The sequence below is a fragment of the Anaeromassilibacillus sp. Marseille-P3371 genome (assembly GCF_900169665.1).
In the GTDB taxonomy this organism is placed as follows: domain Bacteria; phylum Bacillota; class Clostridia; order Oscillospirales; family Acutalibacteraceae; genus Anaeromassilibacillus.
On sequence record NZ_LT835157.1, the window covers coordinates 879786 to 903837 of the forward strand.

Genomic DNA, 24052 nt, shown 5'->3' on the forward strand with positions numbered 1-24052 from the left:
CGAGGATAGAGCCGCAGAACATGTTTTGCTGTGTTAAACAGCGTGAGAATGTGTTTGACGCCCTTCCTGGTTTGGGAAGGGCTTTTTCTTTGCTCCGTCCCCATGGGAATGTTATTTTGGTTACGGAGGTGAATCCATTTGCCAAGCGAGAAGGTATTGGAACAAAAGAAGCAAGTTGTTGCAGAACTTTCTGAGAGCCTGAAGAGCGCTTGTATTGGCGTAATCGTCGACTACAAGGGTATCACTGTCGCAGAAGACACGAAGCTTCGTAAGCAGCTGCGTGAGACTGGCGAATATAAGGTTGTCAAGAATACGCTGCTGAAGTTGGCCTTGAAGGATGCTGGAATTGAAGGTCTGGACTCCGTTCTGGAGGGAACGACTGCAATTGCCATCAGCAAGGACGACTACACCGGCAGTGCGAAAGCTCTGTGCGACTTTGCGGATAAGAGTAAGACGTTTGAAATCAAGGCCGGCTTCGTTGACGGAAAGGTCATCGATGCAGCGGGTGTTAAGAACCTGGCAAAGCTCCCGTCCAAGGAAGTTTTGGTTGCGCAGGCTTTGTCCGGCTTGAATGCACCGATCACGGGCTTCGTCACCGTGTTGAATGGTACGATGAAGGGCTTGGTTGTTGCGTTGAATGCAATCGCGGAGAAACAGGCTGCGAATGCATAATTGTTTTTATTGGTCCAGCGCCATGTGGGCGTAAACAAATGATTATGAATAAAAAATAGTGGAGGTATTATCATGTCTGATAAAGTTGTTAAGCTGATTGAAGATGTTAAGGCACTCACCGTTTTGGAGCTCTCCGAGCTCGTTAAGGCTCTCGAAGAGGAGTTCGGCGTTTCCGCTGCTGCTCCGGTTGCTGTTGCTGCTGCTCCGGTTGCTGGCGCTGCTCCGGCTGCTGAAGAGAAGACCGAGTTTGACGTCGTGCTGAAGAGCGCTGGCGGCAACAAGATCGCTGTCATTAAGGTTGTCCGTGAGATCACTGGCTTGGGCCTGAAGGAAGCTAAGGAAGTTGTTGACAACGCTCCGAAGGCTGTTAAGGAAGGCGTTTCCAAGGATGACGCTGACGCAATCAGCAAGAAGCTCACCGAGGCTGGCGCAGAAGTCGAAGTTAAGTAATTTAACAAAAGAACGCAAAACCGCTTGTGGAACTTTCCACAGGCGGTTTTTTTATTGGTTTCAAAAAATCCTAGTTCTGTCGATGGTAATGCCCCACAAAAAGCTTTTTCTTCGAGTATCAAGTGAACGGGAGGCAACCAACAGTCTTTCGTAAACGGCAGATTGCGTGCCAACACTTTTAGGCGTGGGCTTGTACCATTGGGGCCTTGTCGCATCTGAAAATCACCTGTTTTGCTGCTGAGGGCCTATTGTATCAAGTACCGTCAAAAGTATACAATAGAATAAAAAGGTTTTAGCAAAATAAAGACGATAGGCCTTCTTACACCTCTATGGGCGAAATTGCCCAACATATACATACGATTCTTGTCATAGTAAATGCTCCGGGATTCCCCTCCCCATAGTTCTTTATAGAAAAAGCCGCTCTTTTGCTGCTTCGCAAAAGAGCGGCTTTGAAAGGTATGTTTGGGTTTCAATCATCTATCTGCTTGACCTACATGATGTAAAAAATTAAAATGCTGTCAGGAAGATGGCAAAGAAATAGATTACTTCTACAATCAAACCGACGATTGTACCAATCAGGTTACAAATGAACGCATTTTTGAGCTTCTTTTCCTGCCCTTCGGGTGTGAACTCATTTTTGGCAGTAAGTGTAAAAACAAGGCCCACAATTCCGAGCGGAAGGCAGCAGCAAATCAAGTTGATGATCGACCAAACCAACAGCACAGTTGGATTCGTTTGTATTCCACCACCATTGGGAGATGGCTGGTAAGGCGTATAACCAGGCTGCTGCGGGGGTGCCTGATAACTATCATACCCCTGTGGGGGGACGCTGTTATTTGGTTGCTGTGGGTTGTAAGCCGGTTGTGCATGGAACTCCGCCTGGGTAGCATTATTGGCGCCGTCATTCTGCTCGGTCAAGTTATAAGAGCATTCTGGGCAAAACTTTGCACCATCTGGCACATTGCCGCCGCATTTTGGACACGTACTCATGTTCTTTTCCTCCTGCAATAAATATAATGTTGTTTAAAATAATACCTGAATCAAAACTTGTGTACAAAGATTCATCCAATTTAGAACAGGCTCTTCTTCAAAATTCTTAAATTTGGAGAGATAACAAAACCACATTCTTTCCCAAAAGGGATGGAATCCCCTTTTCTACTGGCAAAAGAGTTTAATCCACGAAATAAAAATCCAATACTTCGTTAGTCCCTTGGCCTTTTATGAAAAACAGCTTATCCAATACTTATGCTACTTCCGTGAGGGAAATGTGAATTGGATGGGATTTTCCTTTGGATAGCTCAACATACGGCCCTTATTCCGCTCAGTCTCAGAAAAATCTATCTTTTAGGGTGCCAAAAGAGAAAAGGGAAATACCGGAATATTCCGTAAAACCCAAAAGAGAAGGACCAAAAGCATAATACCATTATAAGCCGATAGGCCTATCTGGAAAAAAGGAAGTGGGTCCTTTCGGAATACAAAGCGAATATATTGCTTAATAAGATAATAAGCGACAAAAGGAAAAGCCAACAGAAAAAAGGCATTGTAGTGAAGCGCGGCCAAAAAATCTCCATGTACCATTGAAAATAATGCGCGCCCGGCTCCACATCCTGGACAGTAAAACCCCGTCCATTGATAAAAAACACAGACAAAAGGACTTCCATATCGATAGAGATAGAACAATCCTCCCAAAGCAAGCAGGGGAGCACCAATTCCTACAAGTATCCGCAACCAACGGGAACGACTGAATTTCATAAAGCATGCTCCCTATCAGTCAAGAAATGTTTCTCATTAAATATATCATTTCTGACACAGAATGTCAAATATATCCCAAACTATTTAGGATTCTATCACAAATATTGGTTATTATAGGGAAAGACGGAAAACAATGGAAAACAGTTACATCCGGCGATATTTTTTAACCTTACGAAGATTTTTCTTTTTGCGGTTGTAGATCAAAGCGAGGATGAAATAGACCAACAACAGGAAAAGAATGATCCCTGCGATGACAAGGAACCAGGTAGAAGTAAAGATCGATTTTACAGTGTCAGCTGAGTGTAAAAGTTCGCTGCGTTCTACGGATTCCGCGGCCACCAGGTCCACCGTGGCGAGATTCTGTCCCGCGTAACTCAGCGTGGCGGTGCCAATCTTTTGGCCCTTTTTCACTGGCGCCTCAATTTCTTCCGGCACATGTTTGGTCAAGATGATGCTGGAGACGTCTACGCTGTCCGGCATGATTGTAGAATAATTTTTTGCAGGGACCAGCAAGATCTTATCTTTATTCCAGGCATACTTGAGGGTGATCTCTCCCACCGCATCCTCACTGTTTAAGACATCTTTCATGCTCAGGTTGTTGAATGCCCATTCGTAGAGATTCTTCGAATCAATCATTTCACCCCGTGTGGTGATTTTATTGCCGTTTTCATCCACACTCGGCGAACCGAGTGCAATGCACAGATAGCTGTAGCCGCCTCTGGTGGCTGTAGAAACCAGGCAGTAACCCGCTTGGTCATGGGAACCGGTTTTGATTCCGCGCGCGTAGCGGTAATAAAGGTCCGGGTCCAGGTTCGGGTCAATCAAACGGTTTGTCGTGACCAATGTACGCTGCTGGCCGGCCTCAGGGCCGCCTACAGGGGTATACGTATAACGTGTTTGGTCACAAATATCGGTAAAATGTGGCAGGGACATCGCGTATTTGGTGATGAGGTAGAGATCATGTGCGGTTGTGTAATGTTCATCATCGTGCAGGCCGTGTGGATTTGTGAAGTGGGTGTCCTGACAACCGAGTTCCTGCGCCTTTTCATTCATCAGTTCCACAAAGGCGTTGGAATCACCATTGCCGATATAATCGGCTAATACTAAGGCGGCATCGTTGCCGGAAGGCACCATCATGCAGTTCAGCAGCTGCATAACCGTAAGGACATCGTTTTCTTTGATGCCAGAGAGAGAGCTGCCCGTTCCTAACAACTGATCGACTACCTCTTTTGTCACCGTGACCTGCGTGTTATCCAGGTCCTGAATCTGCTCGCTGACAACAATGAAGGTCATAATTTTTGTGGTAGAAGCTGGTTCCCGCCTGGCCGTTGCGTTCTTTTCATAGACAATCGTATCCGTGTCCAGGTTTACCAACTCAATTGCGGCGGAATAGGTTTCAAAATCGATGTTAAAAGTTGCAGCGCCTGCTTGGGCTGCGGGAAGCATACAGCACAGCACCAAAAAGAAACACAGAATAGGAAAGAGCTTTTTTTTCATGGAACTTTTGCCTCCAATGTGATATGATTATAAAATATATAGTATGGTTGTTCAGGACAAATTCATCTTGGTATTGCGTTTCAAATAGCCTAATAAAAAGTATACCAGCTATTGGGCAAAAGATAAAGGCTGATACAAAAATCTTTACAATTAGCCATTCGGCAGTTGACTAAGGAGGGACACTCTTTGCTTTATATCACAGGAAATATGCACGGGGAGATGGCGCGCTTTGAGGACTCCCGCTTGCGCAAGCTGAAAAAGGGCGATACGTTGATCGTCTGTGGAGATTTTGGCTTTCTCTGGGACGGGGGGCCAAAGGAAGAAAAAAATCTCAAAAAGCTTGGAAGTAAAAAATATCAGATCCTGTTTGTGGATGGCACCCATGAGAATTTCGACTTATTAGACTCATATCCGATTTCAGATTGGAACGGCGGGAAGGTTCAGCAAATCAGCGGGAATCTTTATCATCTGATGCGTGGCCAGGTGTATACGCTTGAAGGGAAAAAAATCTTTACCTTTGGCGGAGGAGAGAGCACGGAAAAGCAGATGTATATAGACGCCGGTAAGTGGTGGGAACGTGAGATGCCCAATCTGAGTGAAATGCGCACGGCCGTCGATCAGCTGCGCGCCAATGAATTTCAGGTGGATTACATTCTAACGCATGAGCCGGCGCCGGGCATGCCAGCACATAAAGTCAATCCCAAGGACAGTACGAATCAGTTGGATGCCTTCTTTGATGAGTTGGTCAAGCGGGTGACCTATGATCGGTGGTTTTTTGGTTCGCTCCACATCGACCGAAAGATCACTGCAAAAACATACGCTGTCTTTAACGAGGTTGTACCGCTATGAAAATTTTACATACCTCCGACTGGCATTTGGGGAAGATGCTGTATGGGCGTTCTCTCTTAGAAGATCAGTCGTACTTTATCAACCGGGTGTTTCTGCCCCTCATGGAGCAGGAACACCCCGATTTGATTCTTCTGGCAGGGGACGTTTTTGACCGGCAGATTGCGCCCGTAGAGGCAATCCGGTTGTTTGACCATTTTGTGGAGGAGACCCACCGCCTTGGCATTCCGCTGGCGGCAATCAGCGGCAACCATGATGGGGCCGATCGAATGGCGCTGGGAACGCCTTTGCTGCGTCAAAGCGGGGTGACCATTGCAACCAAGCTGGAAGATGTCTTTCAACCGCTTTTGCTTCCGGAGAACGTGCATTGTTATCTATTGCCGTATTTTGAGCCCCAACAAGTGTGCCAGCTTTTGGGCAGAGAGGTACGGGGTTTTCAGGAAGCTTACCGGGCGGTATTGGATCGTGTGCGCGAACAGCTTGTCCCCGGGGCGGTCAACCTATTGGTTGCGCACTGTTTTGTGATGGGAGGGGAGACCTCTGCCTCGGAAAGCCCCACCTTTGTCGGCGGAAGCTCGGAGGTCCATCCGGCATGTTTTGACGGTTTTTCCTATGTAGCATTGGGGCATTTACACCGTCCTCAGAAGGCGGGAACGAATGGACGTTATGCAGGGTCCCCGCTCAAGTATTCTTTTGACGAATCCATGCATCGAAAATCCGTTACATTGGTCACTTTGGAGGATGGACAGGTACAGACGGAATGCATCCCTGTGCAGCCGATGCGTGATTTGCGAACCATCTCCGGGACCATGGAAGAACTTTTGGAACTGGGAAAGCATACGCCGAGTGAGGACTATCTCTATGTGGAATTGCTGGACGAATCTCCGGTGTACATGCCGATGGACCGACTGCGCCCCTATTTTCCCAATCTATTGGGCATTAACTCGCAATGGCTTTCTCGTGTGGGAACTGGAGAAAACGCCGCCCTGCGAGATCAGCTTTTACATCGAAAGACAGACGATACAGCGATCTTTGAAGCATTTTTACAACAAATATGTGGAGCCGAAGTGGACGCGGCGGATCGAAATTTATTTTTACAGGCGATGCGTGGAGAGGGGGCGGACGTATGAAGCCGGTCACTTTGACCATGCAGGCGTTTGGCTCGTACCTGAAACGGACAGAGCTGGATTTCCGTCTGTTGGGAGACAACCCCATTTTCTTGATTACCGGCGCCACTGGCGGCGGAAAGACGACGATACTGGATGCCATGTGCTTTGCACTCTATTGTAAGGCAACCGGCGGGCGGCGTAGTTGGGACAGTATGCGTTGTGCCGCCGCGCCACAGGGCGCGGAAACCATGGTCGATTTTGTCTTTCAGTTGTCGGGCGAAACCTATCGATTTACTCGGGCGCAATCCCAATATAAGGCGCGCGGGACAGGGGTTCTCAAGACAAAAGAGACGCATGCCTGTTACCGTATGGAGAATGGGGAATGGTCCCTGCTTTTAGCAGGTGCAGAATCCCGTGTGCGGGAAAAGGCAGAAGAAATCTTAGGACTGACTTGTGAACAGTTTTCGCAGGTAATCGTTCTCCCACAGGGGGACTTCCTGAAGCTGCTTCTGTCCAGTTCCCGTGAGAAAGCGCAGATGTTTCAAACCCTGTTTGCGACAGGTCGTTGGGAGCAGGCCGTTCACAACCTGAAAGAAATGGCCGCCCGATTGGGGAAGGAAGCAGGAGAGCTGGAAGCAGCGAAACGTTCCATCTTGGAGCGGGAGGGGGTGGAAACCCTTCCCCTTTTGGAAGAGCGAGAAGCTGTCCTCCGGGAAGAATTGGCCAAGGCGAAAGCAGCGCAGCTGGCTGCTTCCGTGGCGCTGCAAAAGCAAAATGGTGCATTGCGTGCAGCTGAGGCCTTGGCAGAACAGTTTACTGCATTAGAGAGACAAAGAATACAGGCGTATGCATTGGAACAACAGCGGGAAGATCAGGAGAAAAAGCGCCAAAAACTGGCGTTGGCACGCCGGGCCGCAGGCGTATATCCGTACTTTACAGCATATAGGTCTGCACAAAAGGATCTCTTGACAAAACGGCAGGCATATACAGATGCAAAGCAACAGCTGGCAAAGGCAGAAGCGGAGCAAAACGCTGCGCAAAAGCAGCTGCCCCTCGCAGAACGCTATCGCGTGGGATTGTCGGAACTCGCAAAAGAGGAAGAACGGCTGCAGGGATTCCGCGAGAACGCCTGCAAGAGACAGGAGCTCCGGGAAAAGCAAAAGGAGCTTGCACAACGTTTTGTCTTATTGGAGAAGCAGCGGAAAGAAGCCCAGGAGCGCCTTAAAACGGCAGACCGGCAAGTTGCTGACGGCAATGCTTACATTGAAAATGCATTGCAGCAGAGCGCTCTTCTCCCGAAATTGTTGGAAGATGTACAGGGGTTGATCAAGGAGGATGCCGCAGCTTCCCTGGCAACACAGTTGCAACAGGGGATTCCCTGTCCTGTATGTGGATCGGTACAACATCCCAGGCCGGCGCAGCGGAGTACGCGACTACAGGAGGCGCAAAATGCTTTACAACAGGCGCAGAAAGCGGCAAGTCTATTGGAAAGCGCACAAAAACGGCTTCAGGAACGCCGTGCACAGCGCGAACAGGCGCAAGGAGATCTCTCCAGATGCAATGAGAAAATCGCTTTTTTGCGAAGTGAACAGCAAACACAGGCATCCTTGGAGCAGGAGTTGTCGGACAAGTTGGGAGAGTGGAGAGAACTGTCTGCAATTGAACGCCGCGTAACCGAAGTGCGGAACCTAGCAAAGAAAAATGCCGATTTAGCCCGCCAGATTGAGGAACATGCAAATATTTCGAAACGGGCGGCAGCGGCTGCAGAAGCGGTATTGGAGAGCGCGGAGCGGGCATATCGAGAGGCAAAGGAGGCAGAGGCGGTTGCAGCCAAACAGCTTCAACAAGCCTTGGCGGACTCTGGATTGGGGAGAGACGATGATTATGCAGCGATGATGTTATCTCCGGAACAGTTGGAGGCCTTGGAGCGTGCGTTGCAAGCCTATGATGCTGCTGTGGAGAGTGTACGGCAACAGGTAAAACGATTGAACCAGGAATTGGAAGGCAAGGATCGGCCGGATGTCGATGCGGAAAGAACCAAACAGTCTCAAGCACAAGAGGCGGCTGAGCAAGCCGCGCAGGCCGTGGGAAAACTTGAGCAAACGGCCCTTGCAGCCAAAGATTCTCTCGAGCGGTTACAGAAACTGGAAGAGAAAGGGAAAAAGCTGGAAGAAAAGTACGGGCGTACAAGCCGCTTGTCAGCCCTCCTATCGGGTAAAAATTTGCGAAAGGTTCCCCTACATCAGTTTGTACTGGGGGTCATGCTGGACGATATCCTTTCTTCGGCAAATCAATTTTTTGCTACATTGAGTTCTGGACGCTATAGTCTCAGCCGCGTAACGGCTATCACCAGCGGGAATGCCCTGGGAGGATTGGATCTGGAAGTATTTGATGCCTATATGGGTGGAGCACGTGCGGTAGAAACCCTTTCCGGTGGAGAGCTTTTTCTCGCGTCTCTGTCCCTGGCGTTCGGTCTTTCGGATGTGGTGCAGAGTTATTCCGGAGGGGTTCATCTGGATTCCCTCTTTATCGATGAGGGATTTGGCTCCTTGGATCAGGAGACACTGGATACGGCGATGAAAGCGTTGGGCCAGTTACAACAAATGGGAAGGACCGTTGGGATTATTTCCCATGTGAGTGAATTGAAAAGCCGCATCGCGTCCCAAATCGTTGTGGGTAAAGATCGAGAGGGTGGAAGCACGGTAGTTTTTCGGAGTGTGTGATAGAATATTTTTATATTCGAAAATGGATAAAGTGGCATTCATGTCCGTGCAGGCTAATTGTTCTCACATGAAACACGATTCAGTAAAAAAGCAAAAGCACTTTCAAAAACAAAGACGCCTTGAATTTGAACTGCCCTGAGCATGGTGATTACCCTGTTGGAAAAGACTATCGAAACAATACCAGATGGGACAGAGCGGCTCCTTCACTCGGACCAGGGTTGGCAATACCAGCACAAGCAATACCGGCGTATGCTCAAAAGAAAAGGAATCCGGCAAAGTATGAGCCGCAAAGGCAACTGCTCGGACAACGAATTCATGGAATATTTTTTGGTTTGCTCAAAAGCGCGCTGCTTTATCTGCAAGAGTTCAAATCCGTGAAGCACTTCGAGCAGGAACGGATTGCCAATCTTGATTACTACAACAACCGGCGCATAAAGGCAAAGCGAAAGGGCTTGCTGCCTGCGATTCACAGGCAACAAGCCCTTTCGGTTGCTTGAACAAATTTCTCTTAAAAGTATTGCCTAACTTTTTGAGGTCACTTCAAATCATGTCTGACCGAATTTGGGGCGTTTTATCCTTGTATCCATTAGGCGGTTTAGATGGAATGAGAGGGTTCGTTGCCCATGGCGTTCTTTGCAGTGGGCAATGGTCAACCACCAACCAATGTTTGGAAGAGTTGATTGACTTCTGCACGCAAGCCTCGATGCTCCGGCTGCTCCAAGGCGAAATCTTGGGCTAAGATGGTACGTGCAACCTCCTGAGCCTGTTTGAGTGTTTCCAGATCCTGCGCCATATCGGCAATTTTCAAATCAGGCAGGCCATGTTGACGAGAACCGAAAAAATCACCCGGACCACGCAAACGAAGGTCCTCATCGGCAATCTCGAAGCCATTTGATGTGCGGCACATCACCTGTAGGCGTGTCAGGGCCTCATCATTCTGTGCATCAGAGAGCAGAATACAGGTTGAGCGATGGGTTCCACGTCCAACGCGTCCACGCAATTGATGCAATTGAGAAAGACCATACCGTTCTGCATTTTCAATCAACATTACGACAGCATTGGGAACATCCACTCCGACCTCTACAACCGTAGTGGAGACCAGAATATCCAATTGCCCCGAGGCGAAGTCCTCCATGACGCTCTCCTTTTCCCGCGCCTTCATGCGGCCGTGCAGAATTCCGATCCGAGTTCCGGGCATCCATTCCGTGCGGAGTTTATCCGCATACTGTAGAACGGCAGCCATATCGTTGTCGCCTTCTTCAATGGTGGGACAGATGATATAGCATTGCAATCCTTGATCGATATGCTTTTGCATATAGTGAAATGCACGTGTACGCTTTGAGCTGTCAATCGCATACGTTTCAATCTTCTGACGGCCGGGAGGTAGTTCGTCCAGCACAGAGAGATCGAGATCACCATAAATCATCAATGCAAGCGTACGGGGGATCGGTGTCGCACTCATCACCAGAAGATGTGGATTATTTCCTTTGGACGCTAGCGCAGCGCGCTGTGCCACACCGAAACGGTGCTGTTCATCTGTGACAACCAATCCCAAATTTTGAAAAGTCACGCCTTCTGAAAGCAGGGCATGTGTACCGATGACCAGACGAATCTCGCCCGCCTGTAGTTGTTCTGCAAGTTTTTTCTTTTTGCTTGCGGTCAATGATCCAGTCAAGCGTGCGATGGGAATACCTGCAGGGGCTAAAATGGAGGAGAGCGTTTCGTAATGCTGATGGGCAAGAATCTCTGTAGGGGCCATCAATGCGGCCTGCATCCCATTTTCCACGACATTGTAACACAATGCAGCGGCCACCGCTGTTTTTCCGGACCCCACGTCTCCCTGTACAAGACGGTTCATTGGACGTCCTCCCGTCATATCTGCCATCGCTTCTTGTACAGCGCGCTTTTGGGCATTGGTGGGCGTAAAGGGCAACAGACGATAGAATTCCTCTGTATAGTCTTTTGTCAAACACAAAGAAGTCCGTTCTCGCTCGCGGCTTTTCATGCGTAGAAGCCCCAATTGAAGGACCAACAGCTCTTCAAAGATCATTCGATGGCGAGCTTCTCGCAATTCTTCCATGTTAGAAGGGAAATGAATTTGCTCTAAAGCATTGCGAAGCGGGCAAAGATGTTGCTGCGTGCGCAGAGGCGCAGGAATCGGGTCACGCAGGTCATGTGGAAGCAGTAAAAATGCGTGTTTGACCGCATTGGAAATCATGCGGGAACTGAGCCCCTGGGTCTGTCGGTAGATGGGAATAATGGGCGGGCAACTTTCGATTGGATAGAATTCCGGCGAGAGCATTTCACGTTTCAGAAAGTTCGCAGATAACTTTCCATAAAATAGATAGGTTTCTCCTTCGACTAACCGGTCTTTTACATAGGGATTGTTAAAAAAAGTGATCTCCAAATCACTCACACCGTCTGTCACACGGCATTTACATAACAACATCCCGCCACGTACGCGCGTTTCTGTGGGAGCGCGGTATAGGGTCGCTTGGATGGCGCACGGTTCATTGAGAGGGGCTTCTCGAATGGGATAGGGAGAGGTCATATCCTCGTATGCGCGCGGATAGAGACGTAGCAGTGCCCCAACGCTGGGCGCCCCAATCTTTTCGAAGAGTCTGGCCCGCTTTGGCCCTACGCCTTTTAAATCCTGAATGGGCATGCGAAATAAGGACATAGGTTCCTCCTTCCTATCGGTTGATAGAATCGACAAAAGCCGGATTACTCCGGCTTTTGAAAAACGGTTTCATTCACTTGCTGCGTAAACACTGGACAGAATCAAAAAGGTTCCGTCCATATTGCTGAACAAATTTTTCTGAAAACTGGAAAGGCTTTTTTCTAACCGGATGACAGCATGCATCTATTCTGTAAAAAGATTTGTACAGGCCGCACCTAGAAGATCGGCTGACCAAGGAAACAAGATATAAACCTTCCTTTATCCATCAACAGGATAGGACCGCGTTCTGAGAAGCCGGAAGCCGATTCTTTCTATCCAGCGAAGAAGATCTGTTTTACAGAAAAATTCGCGTCGGTCGTACCTTCCAACTCCGTTTGATTATTCGACAGAGATGATAAAATAGTAGACGGGTTGACCGCCATTCACGAGCGTTACTTCGATGTCGCCGCTGATCTTAGATTTGATACGGTTGTATGCGTCATTGGCCTGTGCTTCAGTGATGTCAGAGCCATAAATGATGGTGATAAAAGAGGTGCTGCGGTTCACCATAGAGCGTGTCAGTTTGCTGCATGTGTGGACAATATCCTTTTCAATCAATTCCATTTTGCCATTGCGTAACCCAAGAATGTCCCCTTCGCGGATTTTGTGCCCACCAAATTCCGAATCACGTGCAGCAAAGGTCACGGTACCCGTTGCCACGTTGCCGGCGGCTTCCATCATGGAAACAGCATTCTGTTCGGTGGAAACATCTGGATCATAGGCTAGCATCGCAGAGAGTCCCTGGGGAATGGTGCGTGTTGGTAACACGATCACCTTGCGGTCCTTTACCAACGGCACGGTCTGTTCCGCCGCCATGATGATGTTCTTGTTGTTTGGAAGAACCATGACCGTCTTAGCCGGAGTAGCCAGAATTGCCTCCAGAATATCATTGGTACTGGGGTTCATCGTTTGGCCGCCGCTCACTACGTGGGTGCATCCCAAATCCGTGAACAGAGTTTTTAAACCATCCCCCACTGCGACGGAGACAAATCCGATCTCCTCTGTGGGCTCTACCGGCTCTAAAGGCTTCTTCTCCGCGGCTGCTTTTGCTTTAGCCGCTTCATTGGCCTCTGCAGCTTTGCGGTGCTGCTCTTTCATATTTTCAATCTTTACAGTGAGCAACTGACCGAATACCAACGCTGCCTGCAAAGCATTGCCAGGCTCTTCTGTGTGCACGTGAACCTTGATGATTTCATCGTCATCCACGACCACAACGCAATCTCCGATTCCTTCCAAATACTGGCGAAGATCCTGTGGATCTTTTTTACATGCGGGGTCACGACCCACGATAAATTCCGTACAGTAGGTGAAATGAATTTCTTGGTCAAATTCCGCCGCCGCATTACGGAAGAATTCGTCTGCACTCAAATTGGACATATCAGCAGAGGGCTCATTTGCAATGATGGTATGATCCTTAAACACAGACATCATACCGTCAAAAATATGGCACAAGCCTTTGCCGCCGGCATCGACTACGCCAGCCTTTTTGAGGACAGGCAACAATTCAGGAGTTTCTTCCAGTGCCTCTGCGGCGCCTTTGCAAATGGCACTCCAAACATAAACGGGGTCATTATCGATCTCCGCGGCTGCTTTTCCCTTCTCACATGCCACACGGGAGACGGTCAGGATAGTCCCCTCTGTTGGCTTCATAACAGCCTTGTATGCTGCCTCAACGCCCATTCCTAGGGCATTGGCCAATTCGGTACCGCCGATTTCCTCCATCCCTTCTACACCCTTGGAGAATCCACGGAACAAAAGGGAGAGGATTACGCCGGAGTTCCCTCGCGCACCACGCAAAAGAGCGGAAGCCGCTTTGTGCGCAATTTCACCCGCGCTGCCTTCCGCGTTTTCAAGCTCCCGCGCGGCAGCACCCATTGTCATACTCATATTTGTTCCAGTATCGCCGTCTGGCACAGGAAAAATATTTAATTCGTCCACAGAAGTTTTATGCTTTGCGATATTATTGGCGCCAGAAATCATGGCGTCCCGCAATTCCAATCCACTGATCATTGCGAACACTCCCTCGGTAGTATTTTCTATAGCTACGACTGTGTTTCTCTCGGTTTTCTTTAGAGATTTTATTGAAATATTATACCATATTCCCATGTGGTATTCAATCAATATTATTGCCATAAAAAAGCGAAGATAGGCGAAAGAATCGGAAGGATTCGCAAAAAGGGTTCCCGCGCGGTTTGACATGCCAAAAGTTCTTTGGCATGGGTACCGTGCGGGAACCCTTTTGTTCATCATCGTTGCTCCACAATTAAGCGGATCGCTGTACGTTCTTCGCCGTCGATGACTACGCTGGCAAAAGCCGGGATACAGACAAGATCGATCCCGGCAGGGGCGAGATAGCCGCGGGCAATAGCGACTGCTTTGATCGCTTGATTTGCAGCGCCAGCACCCACGGCTTGCAGTTCTGCGCTGCCAGACTCACGGATGACCCCGGCAATCGCGCCGGCCACTGCGTTTGGTGCGGACTTTGATGACACTTTTAAAGGTTCCATAAAGCCATCCCTCCAACATCCCTGTATTGGAAATGTACAAAACCATTGCGGGTCTCCCAACCATATGATAAAACATTTTGTACAAAGTTTCAAGCAGAAGAGAAGAATAACTAGCAATTCTTTTTACAATTTTTCCGGGTCTATTCAATTTTTAACCGTTCAACAGCGATTGTTTTCCCTGTTTTTTCGTCTATTGTAAAAAGAACGCACCCCATTTCGCAGGCGCCGTCAGCAAGGTCGAACCGGACGGGCATCTTAGACCGCATCTTCTGAATGACAAGTTCGGGCTTTACACCGAGAACAGAGCGCTTGGGGCCGGTCATGCCAAGGTCAGAGATATAACCGGTACCGTGCTCCAAAATACATTCGTCCGCAGTCTGTACATGCGTATGGGTACCAAAAACCGCAGATACACGACCGTCCAAATAATATGCCAAGGACTTCTTTTCTCCGGTGGCCTCGGCGTGGAAATCGACCAAAGTAATTTTTGGAACGCCTTCTGCCAGAATGCGATCCGCTGCATCAAAAGGGGAATCCATACTTTCCATATAGACGACCCCCATCAGGTTCAAAACCCCGACCTGGATACGCCCCATATCGACCACGCAATATCCGCGCCCCGGCGCCAACGATGGAAAGTTTGCAGGGCGCAAAAGGGTTTCGCAGGAATCGAAAAGGTCATAGGATTCTTTTCGGCGAAAGGTATGATTGCCAGCAGTAATCACATCCACACCGCTGTCAAACAAGAAGCGGGCAGACACGGGCGTAATCCCATTTCCATCTGCGGAATTTTCCCCGTTTGCAATGACGAGATCTACACCTTTTATTTTTTTCAGTTGGGGCAGATGTGCGCGCAAAAATTTGCAGCCAATGCTGCCAACAACGTCGCCGATGGCGAGAATATTCATAATCGATAGCCTCCTAGAGCTCTTTAGCATGATTAAAATCGGAAACATACTTAGGCGTCTTTTTATCAATAGAGCACGCGAAAAGAAGTATCCGCGGCCGCCTCTGTCATCTCACGCATTTCAATGTGGTCGATCAAACTGTAACCGTTTCCACGCCGGATTGCGGAAGAAAAGATTGCCACCGCTTCATTGGTACCCTGTACTTCCAGTTCTACAGCACCGTCCGCGCGGTTGCGAACCCAGCCGGATAGACCGTTCTTTCGTGCAATTTGTAGGCAGGTCCAGCGAAATCCTACGCCTTGTACACGCCCGTGTACGGTCATTTTATAGCGTGGCATGTCCAGTTCCCTCCTTTTTTGAATGAAAAGAGCGGGCAGAATTGCCCGCTCCAAATCTCTTATTTTGCGTATTCGATCGCGCGGCTCTCACGAATAATGTTGACCTTAATCTGGCCCGGATATTCGAGGTCGCTCTCGATCTTTTTACAGATGTCACGTGCCAACAGGATCATCTTATCATCGGAGATCACCTCCGGTTTTACCATCACGCGGATTTCGCGGCCTGCTTGAATCGCATAGCAACGCTCTACGCCGTCAAAGGAGGAAGCAACCTCTTCCAACTTTTCCAAACGTTTGATGTAATTTTCCAGGTTTTCACGCCGTGCCCCCGGCCTTGCTGCCGAGATTGCATCTGCAGCCTGCACAATGCAGGCGATTACGGTCTTAGCCTCCACATCGCCGTGGTGAGCCTGGATCGCATGAATAACGGTTTCGCTCTCCTTGTATTTACGCGCCACATCGACGCCGATGTCCACATGGGACCCTTCGATCTCATGGTCCAGCGCCTTGCCGATGTCATGCAACAAACCAGCGCGGCGAGCGATGGTTGGGTCGAGACCAAGCTCCGACGCAATGACACCGGAGAGATACGCGACTTCCAAGGAATGATTCAAAACATTCTGGCCGTAACTGGTGCGATAACGCAGACGGCCCAGCAATTTGACCAACTCGGGGTGAATACCGTTGACACCAGCCTCGATGACCGCACGTTCGCCCTCCTGCTTGATGGTTGTATCCACCTCGCGGCGAGCCTTTTCAATCATTTCTTCAATGCGCGCCGGATGGATACGGCCGTCTGCAATGAGTTTTTCCAATGCAATACGGGCGACTTCGCGGCGCACCGGTTCAAAGCTTGAAAGGGTGATAGCCTCCGGGGTATCATCGATAATCAGATCCACGCCGGTCATGGTTTCAATGGTTCGAATATTGCGGCCCTCGCGGCCGATGATGCGGCCTTTCATTTCATCGTTTGGCAGCGGCACCACCGAAATCGTGGCCTCTGCCACATGGTCAGCAGCACAACGCTGAATCGCCATGGAGATGATCTCGCGGGCGGACGCCTCGGCGTCTTCCCTTGTCTGCTGCTCAAATTCCATGAGCTTGACCGCTTTTTCGTGCGTGAGCTCGTCTTCCAGATTTTTCATCAAATAGTCTTTCGCTTGTTCGACTGTAAAACCGGAAATACGCTCCAACATTTCAAACTGGCTCTTTTTCACGGCCTCCGCTTCGGCCAACCGTTCATCCGCCTGCTTGTTTTTGTTGTTGAGGATTTCGTCTTTTGCCTCCAGGCTTTCCATTTTTTTGTCGAGTGTTTCTTCCTTTTGCTGGATGCGGCGCTCTTGACGCTGAACCTCTTTGCGGCGTTCGTTCAGTTCCTTTTCAGCTTCTGCACGTTGGCGATGGATTTCATCCTTGCCTTCCAGAACAGCTTCCTTTTTCTTTGCTTCTGCGGTTTTGATGGCTTCGCTTACAATGCGTTTTGCCTCATCTTCGGCAGAGTGAATGGCAAATTCTGCCGTTTTTTTGCGGTGCGCAACGCCTGCAAAGAAGGCGATTGCAGCACTGATCACAGCGCACACCAGTGCTATGACAATACATACGGGGATCGAAATTTGATTCAATTCTGTTGGCACCTCCTTGTTTTCCATTTGATTCAAGGGGGCACTGAACCAGAACTGCACAGATCAACCTGTCCAGTGGCAATCCACTGGGAAAGGGTCCCTTGGTTCTTTCCGACGTGGCACAAAGGCGCAAAAAATCCAACCGGCCTGCTCTTCCTTAAAAACAAAACCGAGGTTCTTGCCTGCAATTGGCATGTCGGATTTTTCGGGTTCCTTCCATTTTAGGGATGGAAAAGCGCAAAAATACGGTTATCTATGGGAGCGAAACAGGGCAGCCATATACCGGATGGCCTGCCGTGCTGATGACACACTTCCCGATGCGCTTAGGACATGTTCGAAACATAAAATAAGAGAAACGGAGAAAAAGAACCGCCGAGCAGCAAACAACCTGAAAAACTGCGCCAGCGGGTTCCAGATCCCTTATGGATGGGTTTCCCAAACATGCACAAAGCAAAAAGTATTTTTAACACAAATCCGGCCGAACATCCGCCGGCGTTGATATTGAGCGAGTTCCTTCAGCGTCTCCCCATGGGGATTCCCGGATGTCCGGACCATCCCACATTTGAAGTTAAAGTCATTGGAATCTGCGGATGAAAAACATCCGCTGTGAAAATAAGATCACGTTTATAATTGTATTACGATATATACCCGAATGTCAAGAATTTTGATGTCAATATGTATAAATTATGAATAGAATTTTAGGGATTGCTTTTGAACAATCACAAGAGATTCTCTGCTTGACAATCGTTGAGGGGAATGATAAGATAAAAACCAGAACATAATAATACCAACGCGTTGATGAGGACGCCGCAAATTCCGGCCAACAGAGAGTATGGGCAGTAGCTGTAAGCCCATACGGCGAAGGGGATTTTGCAAGGGCCACCACCTCGGAGCGCACGCTGAAAGCATTGCAGAAAGCGTGCCGTTTGGCCGCGTTATAGGCCGCTGAAAGGACAGCAATGCTGTCGAATCAGGGTGGAACCGCGGGTTATTCAGCCTGCCCCTTTGGAACGAAGGGGCAGGCTTTTTGTTTTGTTGAAAATCAAAAAGGAGACGAAGAAACCATGGTAAAAGTAACGCTGAAAGGCGATGTGCGGGAATACGAAGCTGGCACGACAATCGCTGAAATCGCAAAATCCATTGGAGCAGGTCTGTATAAGGCAGCCTGCGCTGGCAAAATCGACGGTGAGGCAGTAGACCTGCGTACACCAGTGACCAAGGACTGTACTGTGGAGATCATGACGTTTGACTCTCCCGAAGGGAAGCACGCCTATTGGCATACCACCTCGCACATTATGGCGCAGGCGGTCCAGCATTTGTTCCCAGATGCGGTGTTTGCCATTGGCCCGGCTATCGATAATGGCTTCTATTACGATATGGATCTGCCGCGCACGCTTACGCCGGAGGATCTGGAAAAAATTGAAGCTGAGATGAAGAAAATCATCAAGCAAGATTTGCCATTGGAGAAGTTTGAACTCAGTCCAGAAGAGGCCAAGGATATGATGGCCCAAAATAAGCAGATATACAAAGTCGAACTGATTGAAGAACACTCCGGAAAAGGGGAGAAGATCAGCTTTTATAAGCAGGGCGATTTTACCGATCTTTGTGCCGGACCACATCTGATGTCCACTGGGGGCGTCAAAGCGGTGAAACTGCTCAATTGTACAGGCGCCTATTGGCGGGCTGATGCCAACAATAAGATGTTGCAGCGTGTTTACGGCATTTCTTTCCCAAAGGCATCCCAGCTGGAGGAATATGTCACGATGCTGGAAGAGGCCAAAAAGCGCGACCATCGAAAGATTGGCAAAGACCTAGAACTCTTCACCATTATGGAGGAGGGACCCGGATTCCCGTTCTTCCTGCCCAAAGGAATGGTGCTGAAGAATCTATTGATCGATTATTGGCGTGAAATTCATCGGGAGGCGGGGTATCAGGAGATCTCCACACCCATTATCCTGAGCCGGAAGCTTTGGGAGCGCAGTGGACACTGGGATCACTATCAACAGAATATGTACACCACGGTCATTGACGATGAGGACTTTGCGATCAAACCCATGAATTGCCCGGGTGGAATCCTAGTATATAAGACAAAACTACACTCCTATCGTGACCTGCCCCTGCGTATTGGCGAGCTGGGGCTGGTTCACCGCCATGAGCTTTCCGGAGCGCTGCACGGCTTGATGCGCGTGCGTTGCTTCACACAGGATGACGCACATATTTTTATGACGCCGGAGCAGATCAAAGAGGAGATTAAGGGTGTGGTACGCCTGATTGATAAAGTGTACAGCACCTTTGGTTTCAAATATCATATTGAACTGTCGACCATGCCGGAGGACCACATGGGTGCATTGGAAGATTGGAACACGGCAACCGATGCATTGCGTGCGGCGATTACAGAGCTGGGTTATGACTATGAAGTCAACGAGGGCGATGGCGCCTTCTATGGCCCGAAGCTCGACTTCCATCTGACAGATTGTCTTGGCCGCACTTGGCAGTGCGGTACCATTCAGCTGGACTTCCAGTTGCCTGAGCGCTTCGAATTGGAATATACCGGTGCAGATGGTGCAAAACATCGCCCGATTATGATTCATCGCGTCGTATTTGGCAGTATTGAGCGTTTCATTGGCATTCTGACAGAACATTTTGCAGGCGCGTTCCCGATGTGGCTGGCGCCGGTTCAGGTGAAGATCCTGCCGATTGCAGAACGTCACCATGACTATGCCGCTCAACTGGAAAAGGCGCTCACCAGTGCGGGTCTACGCGTAGAAAATGATCTTCGAAGCGAAAAGATCGGATACAAGATTCGTGAGGCACAGCTCCAGAAGATTCCATATATGATCGTAGTGGGAGACAAAGAAGCAGAGCAAGGAAATGTTGCTGTGCGCAGCCGTAAAGAGGGCGATCTGGGAACGATGCCAGTGGAAGCTTTTATCGAAAAAGCGCAGAAGGAAGTCGCAGAAAAAGCGCATGATTAATTGGTGGGCATCCACTGCTTGTTGGTAAGAAAGGCCAGGAGGTACACGGTTGGGAAAGATCACTTCTTTTCCAACGGGTGGACTCCCGGCCTTTTTCCTTAGTTTTAGGAAATGTTCGCATTTTGTCTCAAAGATTATGTAAAGCGATTTTTTTGAAATTTTTCCACGGAATTGCACAGCAACTTTTCCAGCTCTAGTGGAAAAGTGGGCGGAAACAGAGGAAAATGCCGCTCTATCTTGTGGAAAACTCAGTGGAAAATGTGGAATACCATAATTCCCGCAAAATATGGAGGGTTTAGGCCTATGGAAATTATGTAAAGCTCTGACAACACCATACTGAAAAGTTTGGTTCTCTGCAATCTTTCTGTAAAAAGAGGCTTGCAACTCGATACAATATATGGTAGAATAGTAAAGCTTTCAAAAAAAGTTTTATAGTATATGCGGCTGTAGTTCATCGGTAGAATAGAAGCTTCCCAAGCTTCGGAGGTGGGTTCGACTCCCATCAGCCGCTCCAAAGCTACGGTATGTCTTGCACATACCGTAGTTTTCTTTTTGTTGCAAATCGTGGTGGCTACTTCCGCATTTTCGCCATAGGACAGAGGATTCATTCCGATCATTCGCGTTCGTACAAAAGATAAGACGATAAGACACCGAAATTACAACGAATTTCCGTAATATGGCATAGAGATTCTTTGCTATAGAATCGTGCAGAGCTTTATTCCTGCTTGATTTTTCTGCCTCTATCGTGATGGTTTATTGAATAAAACTTGCCATAGATCATCCGATTATTCGTACAAATATAGGATTTAAACACGATTCATCAATCCCAAAACAACCATTTTACCGCAGATTTGCTACGGTTGAACGATCCCTGATATGATACAAAAGGAGTGGGGGAGTTTACACCAAAGCCGTGGAGTTCCCTTTTTTAAGGGGATCACCCCACTGTACTTTAAGCCCAAAATAGAGCTTCTCTTCTGATCGCATAATTTGTCGCCTGTAAATAAAAATAGACCGGTGGGGAGCCTCGGATAGGCTGACAGGCTTGATAAGCTTTTCATTGGATTCGTATGCAAGAGAATGGTAGAATTTCCTTTTGTCCCTGAAAATCCTATACTAAAGAAGATCAGAAACGAGAAACGCAAAAATAGAGATTGTTTAAGATTTGTGGGAAAAGTCAAAAGAATAAAAGGGTGCTTTTGCAAAAGATTCATTTGTTTGATGTCTTTTCTACCAGCCTACTTTTAACCAAAACAACCCAAGTTTTGTCTGGCTTAGTGTTGTTTCGGTAGAATCTGCCAAAAATCGCCTCGATCGGTTGACGGACTACACATCCTTCCTCTACAATAAAGATACAAATCGCATGTTTTCATGTGTGCAAAAGATCTGAGGAGGAATTCATACTTATGAAAAAGATGTCCCGTGCGCTCCTGTCCGCTGTTTTAACAGTCGCTCTGCTGCTGTCTCTCGCTGCGTGCAGCAATGCGGACAACCATTCCAGCACCGTTTCTTCCGAGTCTGTTTCTACGGCTGAAACCAGTTCTGAAGCATCCAGCACCGTTTCCGATGCTTCGGAAAGCAAGCCGATCGGTATCATTACTGCAATGTCTAATGAATTGGCGATGTTGCTTGAAAAAGCTGAAATCAGCGAAACCAAAACCATCGGTGGCGTGGATTACAACATCGGGACATTGGAAGGTCAAGATGTTGTCCTTGTACAGGGCGGTATCGGAAAATCTATGGCAGCCGCGGGTACAACGGTTTTGATTAATGAATTTGATGTGAAATCCATCATCTTCACAGGTATTGCCGGCGGAGTAGGCGATGAAGTTCAGGTTTTGGACGAGGTCATTGCAACGGACTTGGTATTTCACGATTATGGCAATCAGACAAACGATGGATTTGTTTGGGACGCAGCGGCAGGCGTCAATGAAGATGGCACCATTCCTGTAGATGAAGAACTCAGCAAGAAAGCGTATGAAGCAGCCGTTTCCGTTCTGGGTGAGGATCATGTATTCCAGGGCCGCATTGCTACAGGCGATCAGTTTGTTGCCAGCGCAGAGTATGTCACTTATCTACAGGAAGAGTTTGACGCTATTGCCTGCGAGATGGAGGGGGCGGCAGTTGCGCGCATTGCTGCTCAATATGAAGTTCCTTGCTGTGTTATTCGCGCGATGTCGGACAAGGCAGACGGTGCTGCACATGACACCTATGAGAACTTTGGTGATACAGCCGCCGACAATTCTGCGAGCATTGTCCTGGCAATGTTGCAGAGTATGTAACAGCATTTTCAATCGAATGGATCGGTCGAAATCCCCCGCAGTCCCAAAACTGCGGGGGATTCTTTTTTTAAGTTGGCATGTGTGCATATTTCCAATAGAAATGACCTTATATACAATGCTTTCCAACGGTTTTACCAGCTATCTCCGGTTGGAATAATATGATAACAAGAAAGAATATTGTGTTGTTCCAGTTTGTTTTTGGCGGAACCGATTCCTTTTAAACATGCAATAGCATAGAAAGATTCCATCCTTTATCATGGAAACTACTTTCGGAATATTTCTCAGAGGAATGGGATGGGAACGATTCAGAAGGATTGCTGAACGAAGTTGTTTCAAGTTCCTGGAAAACGATTGACCATTTTAAAGAATATGTTCCGCTGATTCAACAAGCAGTGAAGCGCACAAAACATCAGGAGAATAGTGTCCGCCTTTACTATAATGGTATCACACGGAAGGGGGAGAAATCGTTGAATTGGACCGCTGCATTGCAAAATGCAATTGACTACATGGAGGATCATCTGACAGAGACCTTGGATTATGCTGAAATTGCAAAGTGTGCTTGTTCTTCTAGCTTCCATTTTCAGCGAGTTTTTGGTATTGTCTGTGGGTATACGCTGGGGGAATATATCCGCAACAGGAGACTCACCCTTGCAGGAAGTGAACTAGTCTCTTCCGATGCCAAAGTCATCGATGTTGCGCTGAAATATGGTTATGACAGTCCAGAAAGCTTTGCGAGAGCCTTTGTCCGGTTTCACGGCATTACACCATCCCAGGCAAAGTCAAATGCAGCGAGCCTAAAGTCTTTCTCCCGTCTTTCGGTAAAATTGGTGATGGAAGGTGGAAATGTAATGGATTATCGCATCGAAAAGAAGGGGCCAATTCAGTTGGTTGCACACAAGGAACGCTTTCAGGGCGGTGATGTTGGAAAGCGGGAGATTCATGCCTTATGGAACAAATTTTGGAAAGACGGAACTATAGAGATACTAAGCCGTTATATCCGTCCCGGAAATGCCATTGGGGATGCACTTGTGGGTATCTGCTTTGACAATCCAGAACAGGGAGATTTCGACTATGCGATCGGCGTCGCTTATGGGGGCGGAGAACTGAAAGATACGCTCTCTTTCGAAGAGATTCCTACCAATACCTGGGCGATTTTCCCCTGCGTAGGGCGTATGCCAGAGGCCTTTCAAAGCTTGTGGAAAAGAATTTATACAGAATTCTTTCCCACCAGTGAATATCAGCCATCGGGAGGCATATGCTTAGAGGTTTATCCGAGCGCCAATATTACTGCTCCAGATTATACCTGTGAGTTTTGGATTTCTGTCGCGAAGAAATAATTCGTTTTCTGTCGAAAAAGGGTATGCATATGCATACCCTTTTGGTTTGTTAGGGTCCCCGGCAGAGTCGATGGAGGCACCCTCCAAAAAGCTTTTCCTTTACGCATCGAACAAAGCGAACCGCTAACAACGGTCTTTCAATGATAGAAGGTTGCCGTTAGAACAGTGATTGCCCGTTTACAGGTTATGGAGCAAGGGATGTAAGCGGCATAAAGCTTTGTGCGTCTGGGGACACTTGCCGGCAATAGACATTTATAAGGACCCCTTAAGCCACCGGCTTAACCGATGATTTTAACTTAGTATATTAGCGAGAGG

18 protein-coding genes, 1 tRNA gene and 1 other annotated feature (1 of these 20 running past the window's edge) are annotated in these 24052 nt (G+C 48.3%); of the genes, 10 read left to right on the forward strand and 9 right to left on the reverse strand.

The features are described 5' to 3' along the window. Window positions 1–97 (forward strand) — a sequence feature (ribosomal protein L10 leader region) (it extends 62 nt beyond the left edge of the window). Window positions 98–138: 41 nt separating this feature from the next. Continuing rightward, window positions 139–672, forward strand: a complete 534-nt coding sequence (gene rplJ, locus B9Y59_RS02790) for a 50S ribosomal protein L10 (protein WP_085531657.1) — start codon at window positions 139–141, stop codon at window positions 670–672. 72 nt (window positions 673–744) lie between these two features. Then, window positions 745–1122, forward strand: coding sequence for a 50S ribosomal protein L7/L12 (rplL, locus tag B9Y59_RS02795; RefSeq protein ID WP_082402120.1), 378 nt, complete (start codon window positions 745–747; stop codon window positions 1120–1122). Window positions 1123–1629: 507 nt separating this feature from the next. Here rplL and B9Y59_RS02800 read toward each other — a convergent pair. The 3 genes from B9Y59_RS02800 to B9Y59_RS02810 form a co-directional block, all read right to left on the reverse strand. Continuing rightward, window positions 1630–2112, reverse strand: coding sequence for a CD225/dispanin family protein (locus B9Y59_RS02800; protein WP_085531659.1), 483 nt, complete (start codon window positions 2110–2112; stop codon window positions 1630–1632). Between the two features lie 354 nt (window positions 2113–2466). Beyond that, on the reverse strand, window positions 2467–2874 hold the full coding sequence (locus tag B9Y59_RS16710; RefSeq protein ID WP_054323570.1) for a DUF2752 domain-containing protein: 408 nt from the start codon (window positions 2872–2874) through the stop codon (window positions 2467–2469). 144 nt (window positions 2875–3018) lie between these two features. Beyond that, window positions 3019–4371, reverse strand: coding sequence for a D-alanyl-D-alanine carboxypeptidase family protein (locus tag B9Y59_RS02810; RefSeq protein WP_085531661.1), 1353 nt, complete (start codon window positions 4369–4371; stop codon window positions 3019–3021). 186 nt (window positions 4372–4557) lie between these two features. Between B9Y59_RS02810 and B9Y59_RS02815 the strand changes: the two genes are divergently transcribed. The 4 genes from B9Y59_RS02815 (at window position 4558) to B9Y59_RS16715 (ending at window position 9546) form a co-directional block, all read left to right on the forward strand. Next, the gene (locus B9Y59_RS02815) at window positions 4558–5220 is read left to right on the forward strand and encodes a metallophosphoesterase (protein ID WP_085531663.1); all 663 of its coding nucleotides are present in this window, start codon (window positions 4558–4560) and stop codon (window positions 5218–5220) included. Beyond that, a complete protein-coding gene (locus B9Y59_RS02820; protein ID WP_085531665.1) occupies window positions 5217–6347 on the forward strand; it encodes an exonuclease SbcCD subunit D in 1131 nt (376 codons plus the stop codon). Before B9Y59_RS02815 ends, B9Y59_RS02820 begins: the two co-directional genes overlap by 4 nt. Continuing rightward, window positions 6344–9049: an AAA family ATPase gene (locus B9Y59_RS02825; RefSeq protein ID WP_158088926.1), complete on the forward strand. Its 2706-nt coding sequence runs from the start codon at window positions 6344–6346 to the stop codon at window positions 9047–9049. The genes B9Y59_RS02820 and B9Y59_RS02825 overlap by 4 nt, the downstream gene beginning before the upstream one ends. A 125-nt stretch (window positions 9050–9174) precedes the next feature. Continuing rightward, window positions 9175–9546, forward strand: a complete 372-nt coding sequence (locus B9Y59_RS16715) for an IS3 family transposase (protein WP_085531669.1) — start codon at window positions 9175–9177, stop codon at window positions 9544–9546. A 152-nt stretch (window positions 9547–9698) separates the two neighbouring features. Here B9Y59_RS16715 and recG read toward each other — a convergent pair whose 3' ends face one another. The 6 genes from recG to rny all read right to left on the reverse strand — a co-directional run bounded on the left by recG (window position 9699) and on the right by rny (window position 17143). Further along, complete coding sequence (recG, locus tag B9Y59_RS02835) at window positions 9699–11729, reverse strand: ATP-dependent DNA helicase RecG (protein WP_085531671.1); 2031 nt, start codon at window positions 11727–11729, stop codon at window positions 9699–9701. A gap of 378 nt (window positions 11730–12107) precedes the next feature. Continuing rightward, a complete protein-coding gene (locus B9Y59_RS02840) occupies window positions 12108–13778 on the reverse strand; it encodes a DAK2 domain-containing protein (RefSeq protein ID WP_085531673.1) in 1671 nt (556 codons plus the stop codon). 236 nt (window positions 13779–14014) lie between these two features. After that, the gene (locus B9Y59_RS02845; RefSeq protein WP_054323577.1) at window positions 14015–14275 is read right to left on the reverse strand and encodes a stage V sporulation protein S; all 261 of its coding nucleotides are present in this window, start codon (window positions 14273–14275) and stop codon (window positions 14015–14017) included. Window positions 14276–14415: 140 nt separating this feature from the next. Next, window positions 14416–15183 (reverse strand): TIGR00282 family metallophosphoesterase, encoded by a 768-nt coding sequence (locus tag B9Y59_RS02850; RefSeq protein WP_085531675.1) that lies wholly within the window; start codon window positions 15181–15183, stop codon window positions 14416–14418. 65 nt (window positions 15184–15248) lie between these two features. Next, window positions 15249–15521, reverse strand: coding sequence for an acylphosphatase (locus B9Y59_RS02855; protein ID WP_085531677.1), 273 nt, complete (start codon window positions 15519–15521; stop codon window positions 15249–15251). Window positions 15522–15580: 59 nt separating this feature from the next. Continuing rightward, window positions 15581–17143, reverse strand: coding sequence for a ribonuclease Y (rny, locus tag B9Y59_RS02860; RefSeq protein WP_242967210.1), 1563 nt, complete (start codon window positions 17141–17143; stop codon window positions 15581–15583). A 1064-nt stretch (window positions 17144–18207) separates the two neighbouring features. On the opposite strand from rny, the gene thrS reads away from it, so the two are divergent. From thrS to B9Y59_RS02880, 4 genes are all read left to right on the forward strand, one after another. Beyond that, a complete protein-coding gene (gene thrS / locus B9Y59_RS02865; RefSeq protein WP_054323595.1) occupies window positions 18208–20118 on the forward strand; it encodes a threonine--tRNA ligase in 1911 nt (636 codons plus the stop codon). A gap of 440 nt (window positions 20119–20558) precedes the next feature. Continuing rightward, a tRNA-Gly gene (locus B9Y59_RS02870) sits at window positions 20559–20632 on the forward strand. Window positions 20633–21524: 892 nt separating this feature from the next. Then, a complete protein-coding gene (locus B9Y59_RS02875) occupies window positions 21525–22400 on the forward strand; it encodes a 5'-methylthioadenosine/adenosylhomocysteine nucleosidase (RefSeq protein WP_054323579.1) in 876 nt (291 codons plus the stop codon). A 314-nt stretch (window positions 22401–22714) separates the two neighbouring features. After that, the gene (locus tag B9Y59_RS02880) at window positions 22715–23737 is read left to right on the forward strand and encodes an AraC family transcriptional regulator (RefSeq protein ID WP_330395877.1); all 1023 of its coding nucleotides are present in this window, start codon (window positions 22715–22717) and stop codon (window positions 23735–23737) included. Window positions 23738–24052: the final 315 nt, after the last annotated feature.